Below are 12,735 nucleotides of genomic sequence, written 5' to 3'. Positions count from 1 at the left end.
AGCATGCAGGCCCTTTGGCGTTGGCGGCATTTCTGGCAAGTGCCCGATTGCACGCATGGCCGGCGGGAAGAAAAACACGGGCGCCGATTATTCCGCATGGGGAGTTGATTCGGCTGCATTCACTGCCGCCCTATATCGGCAATAATCGGCCGGCATGCCGCACGGCATGAATCGCCATTTTATTCCATGGTTGATTGCATGCGGGAATGCCATTTTATTCATGGTTATTCATTTTCATGTGTGCTTCCCGTATATTCTTCATTGAATCTTAATGTTGCTCCGCTAAATAAACCGGGAGCAGTAATGAAATTGACGATAGATTATGCAATGGTGCGCAAATGTTTATGCAATGTAGTATATTCCACGTGATTTTATTATTTAAATGAATATAAAGGATGTACCAATGGATCTGTCTACGATGACGATGCTGGAATTGCGCAAACTGGAAGATAATGTCAAACAGGAATTGAACAGCCGCGAGCGCGAAGACTTGAACAAGGCGCGCGAACAGATCATGGCCATCGCGCAGCAGGCGGGCATTCCGCTGAAACAGCTGATACTCGATGGTTTGCACCCGCGCACGGGCAAAGTCGCGGTGCGTTACCGCCATCCTGACAATGCGACCGAACAATGGACAGGCCGTGGCCGCCAGCCGCTGTGGGTCAGGCAGTGGGTGGAATCGGGCAAGTCGATCGATCTGCTGCGCGTATAATTCGGTATGCTCATGGCGCAGTAGCAAGTTGCCAGCCGCACGCTGCACCTTGCCAGGCTCCCTATTTATTCCTTATTCGACCCTTACTTATACCGGCCACACCATGCTTCCATTGTCCCAAACGATCTTCAAGGCCTACGATATTCGCGGCATCATCGCTAAAACCCTCGATGCCAGCGTGGCGCACAAGATCGGCCAGGCATTTGGCCAGGCCGCCCTGGCCAAGGGCGAGCAGCGGGTCGTGATCGGCCGCGATGGCCGTTTGTCGGGACCGGAATTGACGGCGGCGCTGGCGCAGGGCTTGCAAGCGGCAGGCGTCGACGTGATCGACCTGGGCGTGGTGGCCACGCCGATGGTTTATTTCGGCACGAATGTGCTCGACACGCGCTCCGGCATCATGGTCACGGGCAGCCACAATCCACCTGACTACAACGGCTTCAAGATGGTGCTGGCCGGCGAAGCGATCCACGGCGAAGCGATCCAGGCGCTGTACCACAGCATCGTCGCGCACGACGGCAGCGTCAGCGCCAGGGACGTTGCCAATCCGGGCACCTATGCCACGCACGATATCCGTGCCGCCTACCTCGAGCGCATCCTGGGCGACGTCAAGCTGGCGCGCCCGATCAAGATCGCCGTCGATTGCGGCAATGGCGTGGCCGGCGCGTTCGCGGGCGACCTGTTCCGCGGCATGGGCTGCGAAGTCATCGAACTGTTCTGCGAAGTCGATGGCAATTTCCCGAACCACCATCCGGATCCGGCGCATCCGGAAAACCTGCAAGACCTGATCCGCTGCCTGGCCGAGACGGATGCGGAAATCGGCATCGCCTTCGACGGCGACGGCGACCGCCTGGGCGTGGTCACCAAGGATGGCCAGATCATCTACCCTGACCGCCAGATGATGCTGTTTGCCGCCGACGTGCTGACCCGCCACCCTGGCGCGCAGATTTTGTACGACGTGAAATGCACGCGCCACCTGGCGCCGTGGATCAGCAAGCATGGCGGCGTGCCGCTGATGTACAAGACGGGCCACTCGCTGGTGAAAGCAAAGCTGCGCGAGACGGGGGCGCCGCTGGGCGGCGAAATGAGCGGCCATATCTTCTTCAAGGACCGCTGGTACGGTTTCGACGACGGCATGTATTCGGCCGCGCGCCTGCTGGAAATCCTTACGCGCGAAGCCGACCCTTCGGCCTTGCTGAACTCCCTGCCGCAGTCCGACAGCACGCCGGAACTGCACTTGGAACTGAAGGAAGGCGAGAACGTCGCGCTGATGGACATGCTGCGCCGCGACGCCGTTTTCCCCGGCAATGAACAGATCATCACCATCGACGGCTTGCGCGTGGAATATGCGGACGGCTTCGGCCTGGCCCGCTCGTCGAACACCACGCCGGTGATCGTCATGCGCTTCGAAGCGGAAACGCCGGCAGCGCTGGCGCGCATCCAGGGGCAGTTCAAGAGCGTGATCCTGGCCGCCAAACCTGACGCCGTACTGCCGTTCTGACAGCATGGCCGCTCAACCTGGCGCACAGGCGCCTTTGAAAATCCTGCTGGTGCGCGTGTCTTCGCTGGGCGACGTGCTGCATAACCTGCCGATGGTGGCGGACATCGCCCGCCATTTCCCGAACGCGACCATCGACTGGGTGGTCGAAGAGGGCTACACCAGCCTGGTGCGCCTGAACCCGCGTGTCAATACCATCTTCCCGTTCGCGCTGCGGCGCTGGCGCAAGAGCCTGGGCAAGAAAGAGACGCGCGCGGAAATCGCCGCCTTCTTCCGCAGCCTGCGCCAGACGCACTATGATTATGTGTTCGATACCCAGGGCTTGCTCAAGACGGGCATCATCATGGGCGCCGCGCGCCTGGCGCCGGGCGGACAGAAGGTCGGCCTGGCCAATGGCAGCGAAGGCTCGGGCTACGAAGGCATATCGCGCATTTTTCACACGAAAAGCATCCCGCTCGACCCGCGCACGCATGCGGTAGCGCGTGGCCGCCTGGTGGCAGCCGCGGCGCTCGGCTACACGGCCGACACGCCGGCCGATTTCGGCTTGCCGGAAGTGTCAAGCAGCGAGCCGCGCCCGGACTGGATGGGGGCAGCGCCCTACTGCGTGTATTTCCACGGCACGGCGCGCGACGCCAAGAAATGGGCGCCGGAACACTGGATCGCCCTGGGCCAGGCGCTCGCACCGATGCCGATTTTGCTGCCCTGGGGTTCGCCCAAGGAAAAGGCGGAAGCGGAACAACTGGCGGCCGGATTACCGAACGCGCGCGTGCTGCCGAAGCTGTCGATGGGCGACGCCACCCTGCTGGCGCGCCATGCGGCGCTGGTGGTCGGCGTCGACACGGGCCTGACGCACATCGCGGCCGCCTTTGTGCGCCCGACGGTGGAAATCTATGCCGATTCGCCGCTGTGGAAAACGGAAGGCAACTGGTCGCCGAAAATCATCAACCTGGGCGATAAAGGCGCGCCGCCCGGCGTGCCGGAAGTGCTGGCCGCGGCACGGCGCCTGCTGGCAGACTATCCTCCCGCCTGACTTTAACATTCAATCATCATGCGACTTCTTTATACCCTTGCCTGGTGGCTGGCCTTGCCCCTGGTGCTGGCGCGGCTATGGCTGCGCGGACGCCAGGAACCCGGCTACCGCCAGCACTGGGGCGAGCGCCTGGGCTTTTACGGGCGCCAGCCGGCGTCTGCTACAAACACCATCTGGCTGCACGCCGTCTCCGTCGGCGAAACGCGCGCGGCCGAGCCGCTGATCGATGCGCTGCTGGCCGCCTGGCCCGCGTGCCGCATCGTCCTCACGCACATGACGCCGACGGGGCGCGCGACCGGCAAATCCCTGTTCGCCAAACACGGCGCGCGCCTCGTGCAAAGTTATCTGCCCTACGACACGGGCGCCATGCCGGCCCGTTTCATCCGCCATTTCGCGCCGCGCATCTGCATCCTGATGGAGACGGAAGTGTGGCCGAATCTGATCCACCAGTGCAATCGCTACAAAGTGCCCGTGGTGCTGGCCAATGCGCGCCTGTCGCAGCGCTCGCTGGGCAAGGCGCAGCGCCTGGGCAAGCTGATTGCCGATGCGGCGCGCGGCATCACCCTGGTGGCGGCGCAGACGCAGGACGACGCCGATCGCGTGCGCCAGCTGGGCGTGCAGGACGTCGTCGTCACGGGCAGCATCAAGTTCGACGTCGTCGTGCCCGAGGCGGCACTGGCGACGGGCACCTGGCTGCGCAACGCCATCGGCCAGCGTCCCGTGCTGCTGTGTGCCAGCACGCGTGAAGGGGAAGAGCAGCTGATCCTCGATGCGTATATTCGTGCCAGCTTGCCGGCGAATGCGCTGCTGCTGATCGTGCCGCGCCATCCGCAGCGCTTCGACGAGGTGGAAAAATTGATCACGGCGCAGGGCCTGGCCGTGCAGCGCAGGTCGGCCTGGCAGCAGGACGATGCCGTGGCGACGGGCACGCAGGTGCTGCTGGGCGACTCGATGGGCGAGATGTTTGCGTATTACGCGGCCTGCGATTGCGCTTTCGTCGGCGGCAGCCTGTTGCCGCTGGGCGGGCAAAACCTGATCGAGCCGGCGGCCCTGGGCAAACCCGTGCTGATCGGCCCCCACACCTTTAATTTCGCGCTGGTCACCGAGCAGGCGATTGCCGCCGGCGGCGCCGCGCTGGTGGCGGACGCCGATGCGCTGATGGCGCAGGCGTCGGCCTTGCTGCAGGATCCGTCGCGTTTATCTTCCATGGGAGAGCGGGCGCTGGCGTTTGCCAACCAGCACCGGGGGGCCACGCCGCGCACTATCGCGGCGATCAAACCGCTGCTGCCGTGATGGGCGCGCCCAACAATGTCGTCGGATTACGCGCGTTGCGCTAATCCGACCTACGTGACTGTAGGTCGGATTAGCTCGTAGAGCGTAATCCGACAGGCGCCTACGTGAACAGCACCGGCAACTCCTGCGAGCGCTTTCTGAGCGCTTGCTTGGCCCCATCGTAATCGGGATAAATCGATTCCACGGTGGCCCAGAAGCGGGGGCTGTGGTTCATTTCCAGCAGGTGCGACAGCTCGTGTGCCACCACGTAGTCGATCAGTGGCAGGGCGAAGTGGATCAAACGCCAGTTCAGGCGGATCTTGCGCTCGATGGTGCAGCTGCCCCAGCGTGTGCCGGCCGACGATAGCGACAGCGAATCGTAGCGCACGCCCAGCTTGTCCGCATATACGTCCAGGCGCGCCTCGAACAGCTGGCGCGCTTCGTGCTGGAACCAGCCTTTCACTTTTTCCTTCAATTGCTGCTCGCTGCCCGTGGGCGTGACCCATACGTGCAGCTCATTCGTCTCGCGCTGGAAGCTGGCGCGGTGGCGCGGCGCCTGGTGCAATCGCAAGGTGATCTCGCCACCGAGGTAGGGCAGCACGGCGCCATCGACCCAGGCCACGGGCGGGCGCTGCTGGCGCTGCACTTTGCGCTCGCCCCGTTCCAGCAGCTTCGAGACGATCCAGCTTTGCTTGGCGCGGATGGCGTTGTCGATTTCGGCCAGGGTGACGCGCTTGGGGGCCGTCACGCGCAAGCCGTTATCGTCGATCATGAAGCCGATGGAACGGCGCGTGGAGCGGCGCAGCGCGAATTCAACGAGGTGGCTGCCCAGCTGCAGCTGGCGCAATGGCGGGCCATCGGCGGTGCGTGGCGGGGAAGGCAGGGGAGGBKGGKCCGCACKAACGTTGGGCGGCGCGGGCGCCACTACCGGTGGCGCCACGGGCGGCGCTGGCGGTGCCGTGGGGCGCACCGCCGGGGGCGTGCTGGTCGAGACGTCATGCGCGAACAAATCCAGTTGCTGGTCGCCGACCTTGATGGTCTTCATCTGCTGGCGCAGTGTCGGCTCCTGGATGACCGCGCTGATGCCGTCTAGCCAGCGTTGTAGGCGTGAGGCGAAATGACGCGCATTTCTGATTCTATCCAATTTTCCACCTGTTGCATCATGCTGTCCGGGGTTTGCCCTTCCGGCGAAATCGGTTTGCCTATCGAGACGGTGATCAGTCCCGGGCGTTTGAGGAATGACTGCTTGGGCCAGCACTCGCCTGAATTGTGCGCAATCGGCACCACCACGGCGCCCGTGGCAATGGCCAGACGCGTGCCGCCGCTCTTGTACTTGCCCGCCTGGCCCACGGGAATGCGGGTCCCTTCAGGGAACATGATAATCCATTGGCCATCGGCCAGCCGGCGCTTGCCATGCGCGACGACGCTCTTGAACGCATGCTTGCCCTGTTTGCGGTCGATGGGGATCATGCGCAGCAGCGCCATGGCCCAGCCGAAAAAGGGGATGTACAAAATCTCCTTCTTGAACACATACACGAGCGGGCGTGGCAGGCTGGGAAGCAAGAAGATGGTTTCCCATGCCGACTGGTGTTTCGACAGCACGATGGCCGGCGCGTCGGGGAAGTTCTCGGCGCCCTTGACTTCATAGCGGATGCCGCAAATGACCTTGGCGCACCACAGGATAAACACGTTCCAGCGCGAGGTGACCCAATAGCGCTTGTTGTAGCTCAATGGCGCGGCAAAAAAGCACACGCAGGCCCAGACGATGGTGGCCACGATCATGATGATCATGAACAGCAGTGATCGCAGGAACAGGGAAATATTACGCAATGCGGTTCTCCGAAGATTAGATACTGAATGCCACGGTGGGCACCGGTGCGGCTGGCGCCTTGAGCAGGTGGCTGACGACGGCCGCCAGGTCGGGGAAGACCTGGGTGCCGGGGGGCAGGCCACCCGTCTCGTTGGTTTTTTCGCCCTTGCCCGTCAATACCAGGTAGGGCACGCAGCCGCTGATGAAACCGGCCTGCAGGTCGCGCAGGGAATCGCCGACCGTGGGCACGCCTTTCAGGCTGGTGTTGTAGCGCTGCGAGATTTCATGGAACATGCCCGGTTTCGGCTTGCGGCAGTCGCAATTGTCCGCGCCCGCGTGCGGGCAAAAGAAGATGGCGTCGATATCGGCGCCGACTTGCTGCGCCAGAGTGTGCATCTTCTGGTGGATCGCGTTCAGCACCGTCATGTCGAAGTATTCGCGCGCGATGCCCGACTGGTTCGAGGCGATCACCACGCGATAGCCGGCCTGGTTCAGGCGGGCGATCGCTTCGAGCGAGCCGGGGATCGGCAGCCATTCGGCCGGCGACTTGATGAAGGCCGGCGAGTCATGATTAATGACGCCGTCGCGGTCGAGAATAATCAGTTTCAGCGCCGGAGTACCCATTATGCCGCCAGCTTGGAAATGTCGGCCACGCGGTTCATCATGCCGTGCAGGGACGACAGCAAAGCCAGGCGGTTGTTGCGCAGGGCGACATCCTCGGCCATCACCATCACGTCGTTGAAGAAGCCATCGACATCGTCGCGCAGCTGCGCCAGGGTTTGCAGGGTGCTGGTGAAGTCGCCCTTGGCAAAGGCAGCGTCGACTTCCGGCTGCACGCGCGAGACGGCGGCGGCCAGTTTTTTCTCCGCTTCGTCCTGCAGCAGCGCCACGTTGACGCCGCCGGCGGCAACCTGGCTCACGGCTTCCTCGTTCTTTTTCAGGATGTTCGTGATGCGCTTGTTGGCGGCCGCCAGCGAGGCGCTTTCCGGCAAAGCGGCAAATGCCTGCACGGCTTCCAGGCGCTGCACGATGTCGTCCAGGCGGTCCGGATTCTGTGCCACGACGGCTTCGATTTCATTCGGCGAGAAGCCGCGCTCGCGCAGGATGCCGCGCAGGCGCTCCAGCATGAAGGTGGTCACATCCGCGACAGGATCCTTGAAGCCGGGCACCGCTGCGAACTGCGCGGCGGCATCCGCCAGCAAGCCCTGGATCGACAATGGCAGGCGTTTTTCCAGCAGCATGCGCAGCACGCCCAGCGCGTGGCGGCGCAGCGCGAACGGATCCTTGTCGCCCGTGGGCGCCAGGCCGATGGCCCAGATGCCGACCAGGGTTTCCAGCTTGTCGGCCAGGGCCACGGCGGTGCCGGTGGCGGTGGACGGCAGGCTGTCGCCGGCAAAGCGCGGCTGGTAGTGTTCGGAGGCGGCCAAGGCCACTTCTTCCGGCTCGCCGTCATGGCGCGCGTAGTACGTGCCCATGATGCCTTGCAGTTCGGGGAATTCGCCGACCATGTCGGTCAGCAGATCGGCCTTGGCCAGCAGGGCGCCGCGTTCGGCCAGGGCCACGTCGTACTGCAGCTTGGCGGCGATGGCGCCGGCCAGCGACTTGACGCGCTCTGTGCGTGCCGCTTGCGTACCCAGCTTGTTGTGGTACACAACGTTAGCCAGCAGCGGCAGGCGCGATGCCAGGGTCTTCTTCTTGTCCTGCTCGAAGAAGAACTTGGCGTCGGACAGGCGCGGACGCACGACGCGCTCGTTGCCGCCGATGATGTGCTCGGGCGTGTCCGTTTCGATGTTCGAGACGATCAGGAAGCGCGAGCGCAGCTTGCCTTCGCTGTCGGTCAGCGCGAAATACTTCTGGTTCGTCTGCATGGTGAGGATCAGGCATTCCTGCGGCACGGCCAGGAATTCTTCCTCGAAGTGGCATTCATACACGACCGGCCATTCGACCAGGGCCGTCACTTCATCGAGCAGCGCTTCGGGCATCAGCACCTGGTCGGCACCGGCCTTGTCCAGCAGCTGGGCGCGGATGCGTTCCTTGCGTTCCTCGTTGCTGGCGATGACGCTGGCGTTGAGGATCAGCGAGGGCGCATAGTTTTCCGCGTGCGCGATGGCGATCGGTTCGCCGTCGGTCAGGAAGCGGTGGCCCAGGGTGCTGCGGCCGGCCGTCAAGCCCAGCAGGGTCAGTGGCAGGATATTGATGCCGTGCAGGGCGATCAGGCTGTGGGCAGGGCGCACGAATTGCACGGTGGTGCCGTCCGGGCGCTGATAGCTCATCAGCTTTGGAATCGGCAGCTTGGCGGCCGATTCGGTCAACGCCGCTTGCGCGCCGGCGGCGAGCTGGCTGCCTGGCGCCGTGTAGGTGTAGAAGAAGCTTTCAGCCTTGCCGTCGGCGGCACGTTCCAGGTCGGCTACCGTCAGATCGGGGAAGCCCAGCGCGGCCAGTTTCTTGGCCAGCGGCGGCGTGCCGTTGCCGTTCGCGTCCAGCGCCACGGAGACGGGCAGGACTTTTTCGCGGATCGACTTGTCGGGCGAGACTTCGCGCACGTTGGTGATGGAGACGGCCAGGCGGCGCGGCGAGGCGTAGCTGGTGGCGACGCTGTCGGCTTCGAGGAAGTCGCGTGATTTCAGGCCGTTGACGATGCCGGCCGTGAAGGCGGCGCCCAGTTTGGCCAGCGCTTTCGGCGGCAGTTCTTCGGTCAGCAGTTCGATGAGCAGTGTTTGGTTCATGGTGTTCTTGTCAGGTACGGCGGTGTATGAGCTAGGCGATTAGGCGGCGGCGGGTTGGTCTGCGGCTGGCAGCATCGGGAAACCGAGGCGTTCGCGCGAGTCGTAATACGCTTGTGCCACCAGGCGCGACAGGGTACGCACGCGGCCGATGTAGGCGGCGCGTTCCGTCACCGAGATGGCGCCGCGCGCATCGAGCATATTGAAGCTGTGCGATGCCTTCATGATCTTTTCGTAGGCGGGCAGGGTCAGTTGCAGCTCGATCAAACGCTTCGCTTCCGCTTCGTAATTGCCGAACTGTTCGAACAGCAGGTCCGTATTCGCGTGCTCGAAGTTGTAGGTCGATTGCTCCACCTCGTTCTGGTGGAAGACGTCGCCGTAGGTCAGTTTTTTTGTGGTACCGTTTTCTTCCCACTCGGTCCACACCAGGTCATACACGTTTTCCACGCCTTGCAGATACATGGCCAGGCGTTCGATGCCGTAGGTGATCTCGCCCAGCACGGGCTTGCAATCGAGGCCGCCCACTTGCTGGAAGTAGGTAAATTGGGTCACTTCCATGCCGTTCAGCCAGACTTCCCAGCCCAGGCCCCAGGCGCCCAGGGTCGGGCTTTCCCAGTCGTCTTCGACGAAGCGCACGTCGTTCTGCTTCAAGTCCAGGCCCAGCGCGGCCAGCGAACCCAGATACAGGTCGAGGATGTTTTCCGGCGCCGGCTTCAACACCACCTGGTATTGGTAATAGTGCTGCATGCGGTTCGGGTTTTCGCCATAGCGGCCATCTTTCGGGCGGCGCGACGGCTGCACATACGCGGCGCGCCAAGGTTCCGGGCCGATCGCGCGCAGGAAGGTGCCGGTGTGGAAAGTGCCGGCGCCGACTTCCATGTCGTAAGGCTGGAGCAGGGCGCAACCTTGCTTGTCCCAATAGGTTTGCAAGGTCAGGATAATTTGTTGAAATGTGAGCATCGTATGAGTTCGCCGCGCGGGAGGCTGCGCTTTGTTAAGGTTTGCTTGAAGCCCGGACGCATGCTTGGCAGCGCGTCCGGGCCGGGGTTTTGCTAATTTTAGCGGTTTTTACGGGCCCACTGTGACTCTTCGGGCAATATCGGCCGCTTATTGCTGCGCGGCGCGGCCACGGCGGGCGGCGCGCGACAGCAGGAAGGCCGTCAGCAGGGCCAGCGCGGCCAGGGCCAGCACCAGTTTATTGCCGTACAGAATGTATGGCGTCATGCCGCCCATGCCTTGCACCTTGGCCGCCAGGGTCGCTTGCTGTTCCGGTGGCAGCAGGCTTTGCACCACGCCCTTGCCGTCGATGACGGCGGTGGCGCCCGTGTTCGTCGAGCGCAGCATGGGGCGGCCCGTTTCCAGGCTGCGCATCTGCGAAATCTGTAGATGCTGCGGGATGGCGATCGAGTCGCCAAACCAGGCCAGGTTCGAGATATTGAGCAGCACGGACGCCGACTGCTTGCCATGGCGGTGGGCGCTGGCCAGCTGGCCGGCGATTTCTTCGCCAAACAAGTCTTCGTAGCAGATATTCGGCAGCACCAGCTGGTCGCGCACGGGCAAAGGCGCTTGTACTTCCGCGCCGCGGCCCATGTCGCCCAGCGGGATGGCCATCATGGCGACAAACCAGTGCAGGCCGGGCGGCACGAATTCGCCGAATGGCACCAGATGGTGCTTGCGGTACTGGTAGTAGGGGCCCGGCGTGCCGTTGGGCGTGATCCCCACGGCCGCATTATAGAAGCGCTGCTGTTCGTCGAGCACGGGCATGCCAACCAAAATCGTGCTGCCCGTCTGCTGTGAATACGTCGCCAGGTTATCCAGATAGCCTGGTGGCAGCTGGTGCGGCAGCACGGTGACGGCCGTTTCCGGTGTGGCGATCAGGTCGGCCGGCGCGCTGGTGATGGCGCTCTGGTACATCTGCAGGGCGCCCAGCACGAAGCCGGGGTCGAATTTCTGCTGCTGCGGCACGTTCCCCTGCAACAGGCGCACGGTGATCGGGCGTCCGACAGGGTGGGTCCAGTTCACGTATTGCAAGCCGAAGCCGGCCGCGTACAGCGCGATGACGCCGCCCAGCGCAAACCAGCGCGTGCGGTGCGTGAGCAAGAGCAGGGCGCCGGCGGACAACGCCGCCAGCCAGCCCAGGCCATACGAGCCGATGATGGGGGCAAAGCCGCCCAGCGGGCTGGTATTGTGGGCGTAGCCGGTGGCCAGCCACGGGAAACCCGTAAACAGCCAGCCGCGCGTCCATTCGAACAGGGTCCACGTGGCGGGCAATACCAGCAAGGTCATGGCGGGCAGCGACAGTACCCAGCGCTGGCGCAGCCAGGCGGCCGCGCCCATGGCCAGGGCCACGTAAATGGCCATCAGGAGGGCCAGCAAGGCCACGGCGATGGCGGCGATCGGTGCGGCCATATCGCCATAGCGGTGCATGGAGATATACAGCCAGTGCGTGCCGGCCGCGCACCAGCCGAAGCCGTAGGCCCAGCCGATCAGCGCGCCGGCCTTGACGTTCGAAGCGCGCAGCACCTGGTAGAACAGCACGCCCAGGCTGAGGATTTGCAGCGGCCAGTAGCCGAAAGGGGCGAACGCCAGCACCGCGACGGCGCCGGCGATGGCCGCAGTCAGCATGCGCGCCCACGTGCTGCGGGGCGGTTTGGCGGGGGCGTTGGGATCGACGCGTCTGAAACGCATTTACAGCACGCGCATGTCAGAGTTCCAGTTCCGGCACGTTGGGCAGGCGCTCGACGAGCAGCACGTGCACCTGGCGCGCATCGGCGCGCAGTACCTCGAAGCGCAGATTGCCCAGGTCGAAAATATCGCCCTTGTGCGCCATGCGGCCCAGATACTTCGACACGAGGCCGCCGATGGTGTCGACGTCGTCGTCTACCAGATGGCTGCCCACTTCTTCGTTGAACTGTTCGATCTCGGTCAGCGCCTTGACACGCCAGCGGGGGCCGAACTGGCCTTCCTTGAGCGAGAGGATATTGTCCTCGGCTTCGTCGAAGTCGTATTCATCCTCGATGTCGCCGACGATCTGTTCCAGCACGTCTTCGATGGTGATCAGGCCGGCGACGCCGCTGTATTCATCGACGACGATGGCCATGTGATTGTGGTTGGCGCGGAAATCGCGCAGCAGCACATTCAGGCGTTTCGATTCGGGGATGAAGATGGCAGGCCGCAGCATGTCGCGCACGTCGAAAGTTTCTTCTGCGTAATAACGCAGCAAGTCTTTCGCCAGCAGGATGCCGATGACCTTGTCGCGCTCGCCTTCGATCGCGGGGAAGCGCGAGTGGGCGGTGGACAGGACTTCCGGCATCCATTCCTCGATCGGCTTGCTGATGTCGATGACATCCATTTGCGAACGGGGAATCATGATGTCGCGCGCGCAGAGATCCGATACCTGGAACACGCCTTCGATCATCGACAGGGCGTCGGCGTCGATCAGCTTGCGTTCATGCGCATCGTGTAGAACTTCGAGCAATTCTGCACGGTTCTCTGGCTCGGGGGAAATGAGTGCGGTCAGGCGTTCAAACAGTGACCGGTGGGGCTTGACGTCAGTTCTGACGCCACTAGGGTGCTCGGGCATAGGAGGCGTGAGCCGTTGTTGCGAAGGGATATAGGATACACCAAAAGTGGGGCCATACCGGATTTCCCCGCTTTTGATGTAAATTTAATACGTTGAAGTGCGCCGTTGCG

At 63.3% G+C, this 12,735-nt stretch carries 11 protein-coding genes; 4 read left to right on the top strand and 7 right to left on the bottom strand.

The features are described 5' to 3' along the window. Nucleotides 1-403: 403 nt before the first annotated feature. From AC4BCN_RS25640 to waaA, 4 genes are all read left to right on the top strand, one after another. Nucleotides 404-712 (top strand): H-NS histone family protein, encoded by a 309-nt coding sequence (locus AC4BCN_RS25640; protein ID WP_077408468.1) that lies wholly within the window; start codon nt 404-406, stop codon nt 710-712. Between the two features lie 103 nt (nt 713-815). After that, nucleotides 816-2,210, top strand: a complete 1,395-nt coding sequence (locus AC4BCN_RS25635; RefSeq protein ID WP_139090774.1) for a phosphomannomutase/phosphoglucomutase — start codon at nt 816-818, stop codon at nt 2,208-2,210. Between the two features lie 4 nt (nt 2,211-2,214). Then, nucleotides 2,215-3,237: a lipopolysaccharide heptosyltransferase I gene (waaC, locus tag AC4BCN_RS25630; RefSeq protein ID WP_139090775.1), complete on the top strand. Its 1,023-nt coding sequence runs from the start codon at nt 2,215-2,217 to the stop codon at nt 3,235-3,237. A gap of 18 nt (nt 3,238-3,255) precedes the next feature. Continuing rightward, nucleotides 3,256-4,530 carry a lipid IV(A) 3-deoxy-D-manno-octulosonic acid transferase gene (waaA, locus tag AC4BCN_RS25625; RefSeq protein ID WP_490492058.1) on the top strand — a complete coding sequence of 425 codons (1,275 nt, stop codon included), beginning with the start codon at nt 3,256-3,258 and terminating at the stop codon, nt 4,528-4,530. Between the two features lie 100 nt (nt 4,531-4,630). Here the strand turns inward: waaA and AC4BCN_RS25620 are convergent, their stop codons facing one another. The 7 genes from AC4BCN_RS25620 to AC4BCN_RS25590 all read right to left on the bottom strand — a co-directional run bounded on the left by AC4BCN_RS25620 (nt 4,631) and on the right by AC4BCN_RS25590 (nt 12,625). Continuing rightward, on the bottom strand, nt 4,631-5,554 hold the full coding sequence (locus AC4BCN_RS25620) for a M48 family metallopeptidase (RefSeq protein ID WP_490493632.1): 924 nt from the start codon (nt 5,552-5,554) through the stop codon (nt 4,631-4,633). A 44-nt stretch (nt 5,555-5,598) separates the two neighbouring features. Beyond that, on the bottom strand, nt 5,599-6,339 hold the full coding sequence (locus tag AC4BCN_RS25615; protein WP_034746739.1) for a lysophospholipid acyltransferase family protein: 741 nt from the start codon (nt 6,337-6,339) through the stop codon (nt 5,599-5,601). A 16-nt stretch (nt 6,340-6,355) separates the two neighbouring features. Further along, a complete protein-coding gene (gmhB, locus tag AC4BCN_RS25610; protein ID WP_490492057.1) occupies nt 6,356-6,943 on the bottom strand; it encodes a D-glycero-beta-D-manno-heptose 1,7-bisphosphate 7-phosphatase in 588 nt (195 codons plus the stop codon). Continuing rightward, nucleotides 6,943-9,045, bottom strand: coding sequence for a glycine--tRNA ligase subunit beta (glyS, locus tag AC4BCN_RS25605; protein ID WP_139091234.1), 2,103 nt, complete (start codon nt 9,043-9,045; stop codon nt 6,943-6,945). The genes gmhB and glyS overlap by 1 nt, the downstream gene beginning before the upstream one ends. A 39-nt stretch (nt 9,046-9,084) precedes the next feature. After that, nucleotides 9,085-10,002 carry a glycine--tRNA ligase subunit alpha gene (gene glyQ, locus AC4BCN_RS25600; RefSeq protein ID WP_034746745.1) on the bottom strand — a complete coding sequence of 306 codons (918 nt, stop codon included), beginning with the start codon at nt 10,000-10,002 and terminating at the stop codon, nt 9,085-9,087. A gap of 147 nt (nt 10,003-10,149) precedes the next feature. Continuing rightward, a complete protein-coding gene (gene lnt, locus AC4BCN_RS25595) occupies nt 10,150-11,730 on the bottom strand; it encodes an apolipoprotein N-acyltransferase (RefSeq protein ID WP_490492056.1) in 1,581 nt (526 codons plus the stop codon). Between the two features lie 16 nt (nt 11,731-11,746). Further along, nucleotides 11,747-12,625, bottom strand: a complete 879-nt coding sequence (locus AC4BCN_RS25590) for a CorC family transporter (protein ID WP_034746750.1) — start codon at nt 12,623-12,625, stop codon at nt 11,747-11,749. Nucleotides 12,626-12,735: the final 110 nt, after the last annotated feature.

It is taken from the genome of Janthinobacterium sp. Bl 1 (assembly GCF_058215535.1).
This window is presented reverse-complemented; position numbering and strand designations above follow the sequence as displayed.